9 protein-coding genes are annotated in these 17,257 nt (G+C 36.8%); all 9 read right to left on the bottom strand.

Annotated elements, in window-relative coordinates:
* Positions 1-18: 18 nt before the first annotated feature.
* Entirely contained in the window at positions 19-855 is an 837-nt protein-coding gene (locus tag GQ46_RS01070) for a family 16 glycosylhydrolase (RefSeq protein ID WP_044397564.1), read from the bottom strand.
* Between the two features lie 25 nt (positions 856-880).
* Entirely contained in the window at positions 881-2,284 is a 1,404-nt protein-coding gene (locus GQ46_RS01065; protein ID WP_044404342.1) for a hypothetical protein, read from the bottom strand.
* An 8-nt stretch (positions 2,285-2,292) separates the two neighbouring features.
* Positions 2,293-5,439 (bottom strand): glycoside hydrolase family 2 TIM barrel-domain containing protein, encoded by a 3,147-nt coding sequence (locus GQ46_RS01060; protein ID WP_044397562.1) that lies wholly within the window; start codon positions 5,437-5,439, stop codon positions 2,293-2,295.
* Positions 5,440-6,112: 673 nt separating this feature from the next.
* The gene (gene bglX, locus GQ46_RS01055; RefSeq protein WP_044397560.1) at positions 6,113-8,419 is read right to left on the bottom strand and encodes a beta-glucosidase BglX; all 2,307 of its coding nucleotides are present in this window, start codon (positions 8,417-8,419) and stop codon (positions 6,113-6,115) included.
* A complete protein-coding gene (locus GQ46_RS01050; protein WP_044397558.1) occupies positions 8,419-9,531 on the bottom strand; it encodes a glycoside hydrolase family 16 protein in 1,113 nt (370 codons plus the stop codon). The genes bglX and GQ46_RS01050 overlap by 1 nt, the downstream gene beginning before the upstream one ends.
* 14 nt (positions 9,532-9,545) lie before the next feature.
* The gene (locus GQ46_RS01045) at positions 9,546-10,460 is read right to left on the bottom strand and encodes a hypothetical protein (RefSeq protein WP_044397556.1); all 915 of its coding nucleotides are present in this window, start codon (positions 10,458-10,460) and stop codon (positions 9,546-9,548) included.
* Positions 10,461-10,474: 14 nt separating this feature from the next.
* Positions 10,475-12,559 (bottom strand): PKD domain-containing protein, encoded by a 2,085-nt coding sequence (locus GQ46_RS16990; RefSeq protein ID WP_052503367.1) that lies wholly within the window; start codon positions 12,557-12,559, stop codon positions 10,475-10,477.
* 17 nt (positions 12,560-12,576) lie between these two features.
* Positions 12,577-14,043: a RagB/SusD family nutrient uptake outer membrane protein gene (locus GQ46_RS01030; RefSeq protein WP_044397555.1), complete on the bottom strand. Its 1,467-nt coding sequence runs from the start codon at positions 14,041-14,043 to the stop codon at positions 12,577-12,579.
* Between the two features lie 11 nt (positions 14,044-14,054).
* Positions 14,055-17,114 carry a TonB-dependent receptor gene (locus tag GQ46_RS01025; protein WP_044397553.1) on the bottom strand — a complete coding sequence of 1,020 codons (3,060 nt, stop codon included), beginning with the start codon at positions 17,112-17,114 and terminating at the stop codon, positions 14,055-14,057.
* Positions 17,115-17,257: the final 143 nt, after the last annotated feature.

Below are 17,257 nucleotides of genomic sequence, written 5' to 3'. Positions count from 1 at the left end.
TCTTTTTTTTAGTAATTATTATTGCTGATATACTCGCACATAATCTACAAGCATCGTTTGTGGAAAAACAGTCTCTGCGTTAGGAGGGCCAGGAAAGTCACCGCCTACTGCTACATTTAAAATAATATAGAATGGATGATTGAATACCCATTCTCCAGGGACGTCATCAGGTGTTATTTGTTGGTATAAAGCATTATCCACATAATAATTTATATACTCTGGTGTCCATTCTATACCAAATACATGAAAACCTGTGTCAAAACGGCTATTTTCTAAAACATAGTTTTTAGTTACTGCTTCACCAGCGGAATAACCTGGACCATGAGCACTTCCAAAAATAGTATTGGGATTATCTCCTAAATACTCCATAATGTCTATTTCACCACATTGCGGCCAAATGTTAGTCTCACAATCATTACCTAAGAGCCAAAAAGCAGGCCATAATCCTTTTCCATAGGGTACTCTTATTCGTGCTTCAAAACGGCCATAAGCTTGCTCAAATAAACCTTGGGTAGTTATTCTTGCTGAAGTATATGATGCCCCGTTAAAGTCTTCTTGATTAGCGGTAATCAACAAATACCCGTTTTCTACGGTAATGTTTTCTGTTCTATTGGTATAATATTGCGCTTCATTATTTCCCCAACCATTGGCCCCTGTTCCAATCTCGTAGGTCCAAATTGAGTTATTTGGAGCACCATCAGTATTAAATTCATCGGACATCACCAGATTGGTAAAATTGGCGACCACTTGAGTTTCATCTGTTGAACATGATATCACCGAAAAACCTAACACAACGATGTAAGACAAAATAACACCTCTGACAAAACTTATTTTATTACTGATTTTATAGTTCATTGCTTATTCTTTTTAATACTCCTCTTTAATTATAAAAATAAATATTGTCTATATAAAAATTAGCTACCCCTCCAACAAAAACAATTAGTGCTAAATTGTTTTTTTGCGTAGCTAAATTACCTTCTAACGGGATGTCAATTGAAGTCCATTCACCTTGTGGTATGCTACTAACAGTATATCTTAAATCTTTATCATCTGCCGTTGGGAAGCCATTACCATCAGAATCAATTTGTCCGTTAGAACCTCGATCTCTAATTTGTATTTCAAAATTGCCACTAATAACGTCTTCAGTATAAATATCTATATGCATATGAGTCATCGTTGTGGCATTAATGGTTGGATTTTCAAACCCAATACCTACAAAGTTATTTTGTGTATAATATTTAATATCATCACCACCTACATTAATATTGGTAGTTTGCGTTGTTGACCCCTCCCAATCCGCATTAAAAAAGTCAACAGGAACACTATTATAGGCATTACTAAAAACAGAGATAACATTACTCGCTGGCAAAGTAGGTACTGTAGCAGTGGCTAAAGCACCTGATGATTCTAGGGTTAAAGATCCTTGGGCTAGAACACCACCTAAACTGGCTGTAATGGTTGCTGTACCCGTTCCTATAATAGAGACTACACCACGTTCATTTACAATAGCCACATCAATATTAGATGAAGAGAATGTAAAATATGACGGCGCACAAGATACTGTTTGATTCATACCGGAGGCTAAGTTATACGTTTGAGTAAGCCCAGTAAGTATTATATCTGTACCTATAAACGTTTGCTGTTCTGTATCAACACCATTTAAAATTGCTGGACGTGATTGAGCAATAGTGCCTAACTTTTCGAATTTTAGTTCATCAATCCAAAATGTATAACCCCCTTCATCCGTTGCGTTTTCTGCACCTTCTGCATACCAAAACATGCCTTTTTCTTGATTTAATTTTGAAGCATCTGGTATCGCAATAACGTATTTGGTCCATAATGTTGTTAAGGGCAAATTCTGCAATGTCACTTTAAACTTATCGTTTGTATCTCCATTGATTCCAAAACCAATTTCGTTTATATCTGCACCTTGTGATGCTCTGGCCCAAAACGTTAAGGCATCATAACTTGATAAATCTCTAGGCGAAGTACTTGGGAAGGTTGCACCTCCATAACCCACACCAAATTGTGGGATATCAAAGCGCATAGATGCAGAGCCTAAATATTTTTCATTGGTATCTACAGAAAATGCTTCTGCAAACGAACCCGAAAAAGGAAAGTAGTCTAAACCACCTACAAATCCATCAATAAAAATTCCAGAAGTGTTTTGGTATGTTGCAAATTCTGCCTCGTCTGAAAGACTTCTTTCACAACTGTTAACTGTAATAAAAATCAATCCTATTAACAGGACACCTTTTAAATGACTTTTTTTTCTAGTTTTCATTATCGTTTTTATTTTCCTATGTTGATGTGTATGTATGTTCTTATCTCCCACTCGTTTCCATTATCAAACCCAACGGGACTTAAAACCGGTACTGTAGGAAATGTATTTGGCGACACCGCTGTTGGTGCATATCTTGGTGAGTATTGATCTAAAGTCCTCCAAGTACCACGAATACCAATACTTGTGTTAGGCAGAATGAACCAATCTGGTTTACCAAGTGTTGTTGAAATATCTAACATGAACTGTAGCGGATAGGTTAGGTTAAAATCACGATGATAATCAAAAGGTCCCCAATCATTAAACTTTGCCTGATAGACTACCTTCATTTTTTTGTAAATCATTCTCACATCACCACCAAAACGCTCTATTACTCTTGGATCACTACCATTAGCTTGTGCGTTACCCCCATAAAGGTTTGCAATGATTCCCAGGTCTGGATTTGCTTTAGAAACTAAACGAGAATGCACTTCCCATAAATCTTTTGCAGGCGCGGAATTTGTAAAAGCAAAGGAGGTACGATTCCTTAAAAATCCAATGGCAGCATCTTGATTTGTAGGGTGATGCCGGAAGACAAAGCCTAAATTCATGGCAAATTCTGCATCTTCTATTCTATCATTATCCCATTCATACATCCAAGTACCAGGCGTTGGATCGTATGTAAGCAATAGCTCTCCTGCTGTTGTCTCTCTATTGGCTCTAACGGCAAAAGGATCATCTTGAATATTTCTTAATCTTCCAGGTGCTTGAACATCATTTGGCATGGCATCCACTATTGGTTTTTGCCATAAAAAATTTGGTGCGATTTGAAACTCCCCAAAAGTATAAGTGAAACCAGAAAGCACATTCGTTTGGTTTCCGCTTCCACTATCTTTAAGTTTCCAACCTGTAAAGGTTTGTGTTTGGTCTGCACCACCTCTAGCAACTAATCCTTGTACGGCACCTTGGACATACATATTGAAAGCACCTTTTTGATAGGTGATTTTCGCTTTTGCACCCCAATTATCTTCTGTATTAATTTTATCGGTATAAATAATATAGTTGCCTGGCGCTCCTTTCGCAATCTGAAAGACTCTTCCATTCAAAGGTTGACCGCCCCATATACCTCCAATTTCGACACTAACTTGGTCAAAATCTCGTTTAACATGTAATGTCGCGCGTCGTGTTTTAGGTAAAGGCACAGCAATAGAAGTTACCGCTTCACCAACATCGTCTATGTCATCATGGTAAACCCCCGTAATATCAAATTTTCCAACTTTTGTAGTATATTTTAAAAGTACCGCTGGATTTGCTCCCCACCAGAGTTGTGGTCCAAAAGCCGCTTTTAGGCCATCAAACGTTTTTTTGCCATCCATCTCGAAACCTAAAATTTCTCCGTTATAAATATCTAGATTAGGTCCATAATTTGCTTCGGGGTATAAGCCAAAAAAATCACCTTCATAGCCCCAATGGTAATGTCCCTTTCTATAAAACCCTCTTAAATCGAATGCTTTAGCATTCCATTCATAGGAAGCATTATAGACTTGAACCCGATTAACATCTGTTAATTCTAAGTTTCCTTCCTCTGAAAACACGGTACGTCCTCGTGCTCTATTCTCATAAAAAATCTCATCGATAGGATTTTCAGCAACATTGCCAACAACATTAAAGTTTACTTCTGCTCTCATGGTTACTGAAGGGTTTCCTTCTACACCTATAAAATAAGATTGCATGTGATCAAACCCAAGTTCGTCTGGAAACACGCGCTCATCTGGATTGGCATCCTCTGGGGTTGTTATTAGGCTTCCTCCTGTATTATATGTTGTAAATTCTGCTCTTAAATTACTAATGCGAATTTTATCTTTATTTTCTCCCAGAGCAGCCTTATCGCCTCTCGCTTTTAGTACAGCGTCGATAATTTCGATAGTGCTAAAATAATTAGTTATAAATGCGGCTGTAACACCTTCACCATATGGATTTAATTGATGCGCTTCCTTCAAAACATAATAAGCTGCTCTAGGGTAGAGTTCATATAAACCGCTTTCATTTGTTGGCCCTTTTGCTGTGATACCAAACCACTCTTCGTTCATGTTATTTTCTCCCGCGACAAAATCTATTGTATAACCGCCATTAGACCACGAGGCGTTATTATCGTGTATAGCTGCATTTTTTCTATCGTCAAAACCATACTTCCACCAGCCGTCACTAAATTGAAACGTAAATCCTCCAATAGAATTTCCAGCGTTACCTAAACCTGCGGCGTTTAGATAAATCTCTTTCCAATTAGCCAGCAGATAATATGCTTGCGATTTTTGGTCTTCTCTATTTTCTATCGCATTAAAAGCATCCGCTCCAAACTCTGTAAACAGTACAGGCATATTTAGTTTCTCTTTAACAACCTGAAACATATCTGTAAAAGAAACACCGCGATAGGTATTTGTGCCATAGATGTCAATATCTTTACATTCTTCAGCAATAATATCTATGAATAAAACATCTCCGTTACATATCGCTATTGGATGTGATGTATCTGTTGCCTTTATTTTTTTTGCAGCCTCATTCATTAACCTGTACATTGGTCTTCCTCTTTTTTCGCCAACAAATTTTCTTTCCTCTTCATCATCAGGAAAATCCTCTGTTTCAGTTCCTGCCCAGAACAAACCATAATTATTTTCATTCCCTAACAAGTAAAGTAAAAGTCCTGGGGTGTTTTTATAGTCGCTGACTAATTGGTCAATCTCTGATAACAAGAATTCTTGTGTACGTGGTTCAGAATAGTCGGTAACTGGCGTCCAAACGCCATCGAGTGTTAACCCATATCTACCAAAAGAATGATTAAGCATCGTGTAAATACCATAGTTTTCATAGATATACCTAATCCATTTTGCAGGCACCCCGGTATATTGTCGAATTACATTTACATTCATGTTTTTTAGAAGCGACATTTCGGTATCGAGTCCAGCTTTTATAACCGCATCTGATTTTTTCCAAAATGCTGCATTAACCGTATTTGTTCCTATTGGAATATAATCCCAATTCATACCATTAATCATGAAGTCTTTACCATTGACTACTAATTTCATTCCGTCTTTACTTTCTAAAACAGCTACCTTATCTACTTGTGCAAATAAGAAAGAAGTTAAAAAGAGAAATGCTATTCCTACAACGTTTTTTTTCATTGTGCCTTTTTTTAGTGGTCAGAAATAATTCTAACCTCGATTATTCTCAACGTAGAAGCGGTCAAGTAATCTGAATGAATTATCAATAAATTTAACACTTAAAATTACCAATACGGCAAAATATATATTAAAAAGAAGTGGAAAACGCAAGAATATATTTAAAAAGACAAGAAATAAGCAATAAAAATCACTTTCTGTACTTTTATAGTGTCACTTTTGTGTTTTTAGATTGCCTATAGCTGTCTGTAGTATGACTTTTACGGCGTTTTTTTACCAACCGATAGCTATTTCACCATGTAAGGCAAGTTTGCAGTAATGCTATCGTGAGCTCACATTCAAGTGAACCTTGGCTTATTAGTAATTTTACCTTGGTTTCAATACCTACCTATTGAAAGGCTATTTTGTTTTTGGTATAGAATTTAATCCAAAAATAAGCGCTATCGTTAAATGTTGCGGTTATTACTAATTCCGGTCTAAATTGGAGTATGCTGCTTAGTATAAACTTGCTTTACGCTATTCACCCTTCTAGATAAACTAGGACCAGCCATCTCCCAAAACGAAAGTCCAATAGGCTTCACTTATAGATGCGGCATCAAAAGGAACACCAAATATAATTTAAGGTCCTTTTTTAAAAGATGAAAAGCATAAAACTACTAAGTCATTCAAAATAAATCTATGGTTCAATTTTAAATTCAGACTCTAATGTGGTGTACGAGCTGCCTCCTATAAAGATTTTAAAATCTCCAGGTTCTAAGAGAAATTCGCCTTGGTTGTTAAAAAATCCTAGTTCATCCTTCGTTAGGGTAAACGTAATGTTTTTAGATTCACCAGGATTTAATTCAACCAATTCAAAACCTTTTAATTCTTTTACAGGACGTGTAATACTTGCATATAGATCTCTTATATAAAGTTGCACCACTTCTTTACCTTTTAGCTTTCCTGTATTTGTTAGTGTAACAGTTACTTCTACTTTTCCTGTCGTATTATAATTATTTTGAACAGCAATATCTTCATATTTGAAAGTAGTATAGCTTAACCCGTGTCCAAATGGATATAAAGGGCTATTTACTTGATCTTGATAATGTGACCAAAACACAACATCTGGCGCTGGAAGTATTGGCCTACCTGTACTCTTATAATTGTAATACAAAGGTACTTGCCCTACATTTCTTGGAAATGTCATTGGTAATTTTCCACTTGGGTTGTAATCTCCATACAAGACTTGCGCAATGGCATGACCACTTTCTGTACCCAACTGCCATGCTTCTACTATGGCTGGAATATTTTCATCGGCCCAAGAAATAGTTAGCGGTCTCCCGTTGTTTAAAACCAAAACAATATTTTTATTGACTTTATGTATGGCTTCCAATAGCTCTTGTTGCACACCTGGCAACCCTAACTCTGTTCTACTGCGGCCTTCACCACTTTGAAAACCGTGTTCACCTAATACCATAACTACAACATCTGCACTTTTAGCTGCTTGAATAGCTTCATTAAAGCCAGTTTTATCGTCTGTATTAATTTTTACTTCGGTAGCAAATTGAGATTTGCCAATAGATACATCTGCTCCTTTTGCATAGGTTATTGTATTACCTTCATATTGGTGTAAGCCTTCTAAAACTGAAACTGCCGTACTGTCGTCGGCTGCAATTCTCCAACTACCAAGTGGACTCGTTTTATCTGAAGCTAGGGCGCCTATTAAGGCTATTTTCTGACCTTTCTTTTTAAGCGGAAGTAAATTCTTTTCGTTTTTAAGCAAAACAATTGATTTCTTAGCCATATCTAAGGATGCTGCATGTATTTTTTCGCTTCCTATGACTTCTTTTTCCCGGGTTTCATTGCAATATTTATAAGGATCATCAAATAAGCCTAACTCGTATTTAACGCGTAATATACGGCGTACAGAGTCGTCTATAAGCGACTCTTTCACTTTACCTTCTTTAACCAATTGGGCTAATTCTTCAACATAGAGGTAGGATTCCATGTCCATATCGGAACCTGCCTTTACTGCCAGTTCTGCCGCATGACTTCCATCTTTTGCATAACCATGTGCTATCATTTCGGTTATTGATCCCCAATCTGAAACTATAAAACCATCAAAATTCCACTTTCCTTTTAAAATGTCACGTTGTAAGTATTCGTCTGCAGTTGCCGGTATGCCATTAAGTTCATTAAAAGAATTCATAACCGTTCTAACACCAGCATCTTTTGCTGCTTTAAACGGCGGTAGTACGACATTGTGCAATGTAGAAGTACCAATATCAGCAGTATTATAATCTCTACCAGACTCAGCAAATCCATAAGCTGCAAGATGTTTGGCGCAAGCTGCAATAGAATTAAATTGAGATAAATCGTCTCCTTGAAAACCTCGAACTCTTGCTTCAGCAATTTTAGAACCCAAGAAAGTATCTTCTCCTGCCCCTTCCATCACACGTCCCCAACGGGCATCTCTAGAGATATCGACCATTGGAGCAAACGTCCAGTTAATTCCTGCTGCGGAAGCTTCTTCAGCTGCCATTTGTGCAGACTTTTTTATGGCCTCTAAATCCCAACTAGCAGATTCTGCCAATGGAATTGGGCTTAGCGTTTTATAGCCGTGAATAACATCAAAACCTATAATTAGCGGAATCCCTAACCTAGAGTCTTCAACGGCAATTTTTTGAACTTTACGCACCTCACTAACGCCACGCACATTAAGCATCGAACCAACATAACCTTTTCTAAGGTGCTCATATTTTTTGGCCGCGGCACCCGCTTTTGGTTCTGGCCCTGTCAAGTCCCAAAACCCATTATACTGATTCATTTGCCCTATTTTTTCTTCTAAAGTCATTCTAGATAACAATTGATTGACTTTATCTTCAATTTCGGTGTCGTAGACCTTATCTTTTCCATTTATAACTAGAGGCTCCTGCTTTTGTTCTTTACAAGTAAAGAGCAGAAATACAAAAGAAAAAAATAGTAGTTGTCGTGTTATTTTCATTATTGAAATAGTCTTATATAATCAACCTCCATACGGTCTTCCGTAAAATTAGAGGGTATGTCACCTCCTAAACTCCCTCCCATTGCTACATTAAGTATTATGAAGAAATCGTTTTGAAAAGGTGTGTTTGGAATCGCAGAACCATCACTATTCATTACAAAGAATTGGATATCATTCACTAAAATTTTAATACTGTTTGCACTCCATTCCAGAGAATACACATGGAACTCAGACGAAACATTTGAAATTGCGGTGTCCAAACCATAACTAGCGTAACTTGAGTTAGACGTATTTAGCCAATGGCAAGTTCCTAAAGTTTTATTTTTATCCCAACCGGTTTGCTCCATAATATCAATCTCTCCACATGCAGGCCAACCTACAGATGGAAAATTAGCGCCTAACATCCAAATTGCAGGCCATGTTCCTGCCGATGATGGTAGCTTGGCTCTAACATCAAGTCTGCCATACTTAAACTCTACAAGTCCTATTGATTTTAACCTTGAAGAGGTGTAGCCAGAACCACTTGCTTTAGCCATTATTTTTAATACGCCGTCCTCTACGATAACATTAGCAGCATTATTAGTATAGGTTTGAGCTTCATTATTTCCCCAGCCCCCTGCTCCAAGATCATACGTCCAATTTTCGCTATTAGGTGCTCCCGTCTGGAAAAACTCGTCTGCCCAAACTGGCGGCGTTCCAATATAATAAGAAACCGCTACATTTGCTGAGGTCTCTATAGCGTCGTTAGTACTTGAATAGGCAATAACAGTGACATTATAATATTCTATTCCTTCTTTAGTGTTAAAAGTGTATAGCAGCGTTCCATCTGTACTTTGAACCTCAGTTCCCCCATCTATTACAAATCCATAGGACACTGCATCGATAGCTTGCGCATTAAAATTCACAATACCCGAACCATTACCGTAGGGATTATTACTATCTGCGCCCTGAAGTACAGTAGTAAGTATCAAGTTTGACGGAACCACATTTGAATTAGGAACTGAGTTATCGTCTGAATTTCCCGAATCTATACTGTCATCTGAACAACTCCAAGATGTTAGTAGTGTTAAAGAAAAAAATAGAAAAATTAATGATTTTATATTTAATGCCATTTGATTATTTTTTTTTATTCTGCAATTAGGATAAAGCCCCAATCAAATTCACCATTACCATCTGTTGCTCTTAAGACCATCTCGTTAGCACTGCGCATTTCAATTTCATAAGTATGATCACCTCCAATATAATACCCTATAAAACCGATACCCGTTAAATTTATAGTTTCAGTACCCCCTGGTGCAGTAAGCGTCCATTGTTCAGAATAATCTTGGTATGGATAATTCTCTACATCCGCTCCATTTACAGTACCAGATCCACTACCATTTAGTTGATCTATGAGTCCATCACGTCCAAAAACGGTTCCTGTAGGGTCATTTACAGGGTCATCATTTGTACCATCTACATTATGTGTAAAGGTACCATCTATATTAAAAGTGTAACGGTCATCGTACATACCCACACCTGCCTTATCATTAGGAGGAGCGGCAAAAAAACCATTAAGGTCACCATCAATAGCACCTAACCCAAAATGACTGGGAGCCTCACTTTTAATTCTAAACGTTCTAGAACTGTCTCCAGTTAGTAAAGTAATTAATTCTGCCGGTGGTTCGTATAAAGACAATACTTCGACCTCAATAACCTCTGTTGATGAAGCGCCACCGGTACCAAATGCAATAACCGATACTGTATAGGTATTTAGTCCTAAGTTTGCGAAACTATACGTTTTATATCCTGCCGGAGCAGAGGACACCGCGTTATTATAAACAAATTGATAGGCGGTTGCATTGTCTGCGGTAGCAACAAAATTCACAACGCCGCTTCCATCCCCATTAGGGTTACTAGTGTCAGCTCCAACAATATCTATTTCTATCTGGATATTTGAAGGCGTAGTAATGTCTCCAAATGTAATGTCTTCGTCTTGACAACTTGTTATTATTAACAAAACACTTAAAAGTGAAGTCAATAAGTATTTTAAATTTTTCATCTTTTATTCGTTTATTAATTTCTAATTAATTTATACTGCCAGAATACACCAGCCCCTGATTCTACATAAACACTAATCGTATCTGTATCAATAAAAGTAAGCGTATAAGTTATTTCATTTGGTACGGCAACATTTGGTAGTTCTCCTTGATTATTTGCTTTAGGCAAACCTAAATAAGCACCAACTCCATTTATCGTAACTGTTCCTGCTGTTTCATCGTGAATAAATGTCGCAGTAGTATTCCCATCATGTGGTGCTACAGGTGTACCACAAGCATCATTTCCTCCTTGCCATGGTTCAATCCAAGTATCTACTCCTAAAACGTTAGTAAATGAACCATTTGCTCCAAAAACATAGGTGTCATCAAAATAACAAGCTCTATCTGTTACACAAGCGGCATCACAAGCAAACCAACTTGTATCACCTGGTGCTGGACCAACGCCAAGCGATCCTGCTTCTGGTGCCATTTGCCAAGTTCCGACTAACGGAGAGTTGGTCGTTGGAATTTCTCTTACTAATTTATACTGCCAGAATACACCAGCACCAGATTCTACGTAAACACTAATCGTATCCATATCAATAAAAGTAACCGTATAAGTTATCGCATTGGGTACGGGAACATTTGGTAATTCTCCTTGATTATTTGCTTTAGGCAACCCTATATAGGCACCCGTTCCATTCAAAGTAACCGTTCCTGCGGTTTCATTGTGAGTAAACGATGCTGTAACTCCATTATAAGGCGCCACAGGCGTACCACAAGCATCATTTCCTCCTTGCCATGGTTCAATCCAAGTATCTGTTCCTAAAACGTTTGTAAACGAACCATTTGCTCCAAAAACATAAGTATCATCAAAATAACAAGCTCTATCTGTTACACAAGCGGCATCACAAGCAAACCAACTTATATCCCCTGGTGCTGGTCCTACTCCTAAAGCTCCTGCTTCTGGCGCCATTTTCCATGTTCCTATTAACGGTGATGGTCCTGAAGCTAATTTGTAGAAATAAAAATTATCTATATACACCACATCAGCAACACCGTCTGAATCTATAATTAACTGTGTGATTTTTTCTTTATTAGCCAGATTTCCATCATCGAAAACCGTCATATCAATATCTATGCTCTGCCAAGAACCGCCAACCGTAGTTCCTAAAGATTCAATATCTTCGCCTCCATCTACAGTATTTACTATTTTTACGAATAATTCATTTGTTGTACCAGATGGTACCCAATAATCTATATGTAATGTCTCCATAGCAGAAACATCAATACCGTTAGCATAATTAGTAACAATACCTAGAAAATCTAAAGTTGTAAGTTTCCAAATATTATCACTCTCCACAGTAGTAGCCTCAAAACCTGAGGAAGACCATACTGTTGGTAATTCATCTAAAGTTACATCTGTGTATGCATCACTAAATACCGAAACCACATCACTATCTACTCTAGCTGGAGGTGTAGGTGCTGGATTTAGAGGCGCTAAAATTTCTGTAACTAAAAACGCTTCGCTATAAGATGTTGTTTCAACAGCTGCACTAAATGCAGTAACAGTAATGGTATACGTGCCTGGCTCTTGGTATGTGTAAGAAACGGTATCATCAATATTTCCCATTATAGGAGTAGACCCAAGTTCTCCAAAATCTACCTCATAAGATAAAGCGAACTCTGCAGAAGCTGTAACATTAACTTGTTTAGAGACATTACTATCATTCTCAATAGTTACCATTAAATTTTGAGGTGCCTGAAAAGACACGACAATTTCTTGAGTAACCGTAGTCGTTTTGCCGTTTACTCCTGTAGCAGTAATTGCTATTAAATATACGCCTTCGGCATAAGTATGCTGGGTGTTATATCCAGGGCGTAAAATTTCAGAATTATTCTCTGAACCATCGCCATAGTTTACTACAAAAGTAGTTACGCCTTCACCAAGAGGTGTTATCGTTACCAATCCAGTATTATCTTGAGTCACTGTTACTAATGCAGAAACATTTGTAGGTGCTGGCACTTCATTTATAAAATCAGTATTGTCGTCATCTTGATTACAAGCAAAATAGGTTGCTGTAATTAAAAAGAAACAAAAGAGGTGTTTTAATGTTTTCATTTTTCTTTTTTTTAATTTTAATATCCTGGATTTTGAACCCAACGATTTCCTGTTAGTGCTATTTCTATAGATGGAATTGGAAATAATTCATGTTTTCCAGAGACAAATCCGTCAATCTCTGCAGCTGCTCTGCCAGTTCTTACCAAATCGAAAAAATGATGCCCTTCACCCACCAACTCTAAACGACGCTCATTATAGATTGCTGTTGTTAGCGCTGGCCCTGTAACTGTAACATTATTTGTCATATTGCCAAAAGCTCGTTCTCTTACTCTGTTTAAATAAATAAGCGCTTGAGCATCGCTAATATTTCCTCTATTATATGCTTCTGCTGCCATTAGTAAGACATCTGCAAAGCGAATCGCTCTATAATTATTTGGATTTGTAAGATTAGCATCCCCTAAATTTGAATCGTCATCACGCGGAATGTATTTTCTATTAAAATAGCCCGTATGTTCATAGCCTGTACCATACGTTGCTCCTGTACTTGTAGACCAAGCTTCAATATCTAAAATGGCTACATCACGCCTTAAATCATCTGTTTCAAACGCATTATATGCTTCTTGTGTAGGCACGTTAAAGCTAAAACCAGATTCAAAATCCGGTCCAGAGTAATTTCTTATGCCATTAAAACCAACAGCCACATTACCTTCACTACATTGTAAGCAACTAAAACCGGCCCCTTCTGTGTCTATATATTGCACTTCAAAAACAGATTCTATATTATTTTCATTATCGTTTTCAAACATGGTGCTGTAATCGGTAACCAGGTCGTAAGGTCCTGTAGTAATGAGTGTTTCTAATACTCCTGAAGCTTCAAGGAATTTATCTTGAAATAAATACACTTTACCCAAAAGCGCTTGTGCAGCACCTTTAGTTATTCTACCCGTTTCTGTTTGTACAGCTGGTAAATCATCTATTGCAGCTAATAAGTCTATTTCTATCTGCGCATAGACTTGTGCTTTTGGTGTGCGATCCACATCAAACTCAGTCCCAAAAAGTATACGCTGATCTACAACCAAGGGCACATCGCCAAACCACTTTACAAGTTCAAAATAATAGTAAGCACGGAGAAATTTAGCTTGTGCCAAAACATTTGCTTTTCCACTAAAGTCTGTTTTATCTTTAAACTCTAGAATGTAATTGGCGCGATTGACTCCAGAAAACATCCAGCCCCAAATATCACGTAATTGTGCGTTATTTGGTGTATGGATCATATCATCTATTTGTTGAACACCTGGTACATCGTTAGCATTTTCACCACCAGCCAAGGTGTTATTTGATGCTATTTCACCAATCATAACATTAAGATAGGTAGACTGTAATAAATCGTAAGCCCCAATTAATGCATTTTGATAGTCTTCTTCTGAATTAAAATAATCTTCTGAATTTTCATTTGGAGATGTGACATCTACAAAATCATCGCTACAAGAAATCATTAATAAAACAGCTAAAATTAGTAAGTAAGTATAATTTAAATTTTTCATCTTTTTTTAGCTTAAAATTTTACGTTTGTTCCTAATAAAAAAGTTCTTGGATTTGGATAAAATCCTGGATCGATTCCACCACCAATGGGTGCGCCGTTTGAGGCTGTAGGATCAAAACCTCTATATTTGGTTAAAGTAAAAACATTACTTACAGACATATAAAGCCTTATTCCTCTTAAACCAATATTACTTAATTTATCTTTGTTGAAAGTATAACCCAATTGCATGTTTTGAGCTCTTATAAATGAACCGTCCTCTACATAGTAATCTGAAAACACACCATTTGAAGTCGCTCCTGTAGTCACTCTCGGATTGGTGTTTGAAGTCCCTGGACCAGTCCAACGGTTTAAAGCGTAAATTGTTTTATTTGTAACGGGATCATTTCTATCATAGTTTCTTACAATATCATTACCTATAGAAGCAAAGAAATATGTTTGAAAGTCAAAGTCCTTATAATCTAAAGATAAATTAAGCCCCATAGTAACCTCTGGAATTGGACTTCCAATGTAAGTACGATCATCTTCATCGAGAACACCGTCACCATTTATATCTACAAATCTTAAATCTCCAGGTTCTGCATTAGCCCCCAAGGCAAGTTGCGATGGATGTGCGTCTACTTCTGCTTGACTTTGAAAAATACCGTTGGTTTGTAAACCATAAAACACACCTATAGGTTGTCCCACTTCCATTCTTGAGGGTGGATTTGCCTGACCAATACCAAATACACCTCCAACTTCATAACCAATACCATTATTGACTTCAAGAACTTCATTGTCTAAGGTTGTAAAGTTATAACTCACATTAAATTTTAAATCCTCTGTAATTCTGTCGTTATAACCTATTTGAAATTCTACTCCACTGTTTTGTACTGTACCAGCATTTGCTACTGGGTTTGCCGCTCCTGGAGCACTACTTCCTAAAATACGTGAGGACTCTACAACTAACAACAGATTTTCAGTTGTGCGATCAAAGTAATCTGCTGTAATATTTATTTTATTATTAAAGAGTCTGGTTTCTACACCAAAATCAAATGTTTTTTGCTCTTCCCATTGAATTTCAGGATTGGAAATACGACCAATGGCTACTCCTGATGCTAATTCATCATTTAATACGTATGTTCCTTCTCCGTCCAACAATGATACAAATGCAAAACCTGGAATTCTATCATTACCTAATATACCATAAGAAGTTCTCAACTTTAGAAAGTTAATAGTATTACTATTCTCTAAAAATGACTCATCTGAAGCCACCCAACCCAATGAAGCAGACGGGAAGATTCCAAATTTATTTTCTGGACCAAAAGATGTAGATCCATCTCGTCTCACTACTGCCGAAAACAAATATTTACTTTTGTAATTATACTGTACTCTTCCAAAATAGGATAGCAATCGCGAATCGAATAGTCGATGGCTTCTTTTAACAGGTGTTTCAAAATTATCTATAAATTCAGCAGCATCATTAAGATTAGCGGTTGTAAATGTAACCTCTCCCAAATCTCTTCCTGTAAATGAATACCCATCGCCGGTTGTTTTAAAAATCGAATTCCCTAATGTTACTTTTAGATTATGGATGTCATTGAAACTTTTTTCATAATTAATTAAAGCGTCAAACGTGTAATCTCTAAAAAAGTTTTCGTTCTCATCTAATTGATTGATTTCTCTATCAAAAACAGTGTTAGATCCAATATTTCCAAAGTCTGCCTCTGGAAAGAAAGCTCTGTCCCTTACCTCCGAATAATTCCATTGGTAATTTACTTCAGCAGAAAAATCATCTAAAAATTTATAATTGACTCCGAAAACACCACTAAGTTTATCCACCTTAGCAAGATTGTTAATACTTTCAATCTGTGCTAACGGATTAATAACTTCAATAGGATAATTTTCGGCTCTCGTAAAACTACCATCTTCCTGTCTTACTGTTAACGTTGGATCAATATTTAAAGCATTGAATAATGCTGAACCTAATCCATTTTCAGGAAGCGATTTTTTAATGGTACCTGTATATAAAAGATTTGCTTTTATATTTAGATTTTTCATGAGCTCTGTTCCAAAATTTATTCGTGTTGTATAACGGGTAAAATTAGCTTTGCTTCCACCAACAATACCGTCTTGCGTTAAAAGTGATGAACCAAAGGAATAGGTTGATTTTTCTGTACCTCCTCTAACGTTTATATTATTATTAAAAATTGGCGCAGTTTCAAATACCTCACCCTGCCAATCTGTACCACGACCTAATCGGCTTACATTTGGAAACGGCAAGGTTTGACCATTTGCTGCAGCTGCTTCATTTCTTAGTAACACATATTCTGTAGCATTTAATAACGGTATTTCCCTTGTGGTTTGTTGAAAACCTACATAAGCATCATAGTCAAATTGCATAGGCATAGACTTTCTTCCTGTTTTTGTTGTAATCAGAATCACACCATTTGCGGCTCTTACACCGTAAATACCAGCAGTAGCATCTTTTAACACAGTAATATTTGCAATATCTCCTGGATTTACAACACTTAGATCTTCAATAACATTACCATCAACTAATATTAGCGGTCTATTATCTCCGTTGGTCGAAATACCCCGAATTCTAATATTTGAAGCGCTTCCAGGAGAACCAGATTGAGATGTAATATTAACACCAGCCACCTGACCTTGTAGAGCTTGCTCTATTCGCGTTGGTTTAAGATTTTCGATAGTTTCAGAATTGACTACCGAAACTGCTCCTGTAATCTCTTTTTTCTTTTGAGTTCCATACCCTACTAAAACAACTTCGTCTAATGCAGCAGCGTCTTCACTTAATAAGACTCTAAGTGAATCGTCGTTGGTTATCACAATTTCTTGAGATGCATATCCTATATAACTGATTTGTAATGTCGCTCCAACAGGAACATCATTAATAGAAAAATTACCATCAAAATCGGTAACATCCCCCTTATTACTGTCTTTCACCAAAACATTCACCCCTACTATAGGCATATTATCCATTTTGCTTATGACAGTACCAGTAACATTGACATTTTGAGCGTAAGTAGAAATACAAAATGCAAAAATTAGTAATGCAGTAAATTTAATTTTCATAGTGCGTAGTTTATCTTATCCTCAAAATTAAACCAGATAAATGACAAATTATCATAAAACTCCGCTACAAAAAACATACATCTTATAAAAAGCAGTATTTTTATGCTAAATTATTAGTAATACACTGGTTTTGTTGACATAAA

Source organism: Lacinutrix sp. Hel_I_90, assembly GCF_000934685.1.
In the GTDB taxonomy this organism is placed as follows: Bacteria; Bacteroidota; Bacteroidia; order Flavobacteriales; family Flavobacteriaceae; genus Lacinutrix.
The sequence above is the reverse complement of the archived record's forward strand: the minus strand, read 5'-3'. Positions and strand labels throughout refer to the sequence as shown.

Excerpts from the sequence above, each read along its gene's own strand:
- bglX (WP_044397560.1), bottom strand. The coding sequence starts at position 8,419 with ATGAAAATAACACGACAACTACTATTTTTTTCTTTTGTATTTCTGCTC.
- GQ46_RS01045 (WP_044397556.1), bottom strand. The coding sequence starts at position 10,460 with ATGAAAAATTTAAAATACTTATTGACTTCACTTTTAAGTGTTTTGTTA.
- GQ46_RS16990 (WP_052503367.1), bottom strand. The coding sequence starts at position 12,559 with ATGAAAACATTAAAACACCTCTTTTGTTTCTTTTTAATTACAGCAACC.
- GQ46_RS01025 (WP_044397553.1), bottom strand. The coding sequence starts at position 17,114 with ATGAAAATTAAATTTACTGCATTACTAATTTTTGCATTTTGTATTTCT.
- GQ46_RS01050 (WP_044397558.1), bottom strand. The coding sequence starts at position 9,531 with ATGGCATTAAATATAAAATCATTAATTTTTCTATTTTTTTCTTTAACA.
- GQ46_RS01065 (WP_044404342.1), bottom strand. The coding sequence starts at position 2,284 with ATGAAAACTAGAAAAAAAAGTCATTTAAAAGGTGTCCTGTTAATAGGA.
- GQ46_RS01060 (WP_044397562.1), bottom strand. The coding sequence starts at position 5,439 with ATGAAAAAAAACGTTGTAGGAATAGCATTTCTCTTTTTAACTTCTTTC.
- GQ46_RS01070 (WP_044397564.1), bottom strand. The coding sequence starts at position 855 with ATGAACTATAAAATCAGTAATAAAATAAGTTTTGTCAGAGGTGTTATT.
- GQ46_RS01030 (WP_044397555.1), bottom strand. The coding sequence starts at position 14,043 with ATGAAAAATTTAAATTATACTTACTTACTAATTTTAGCTGTTTTATTA.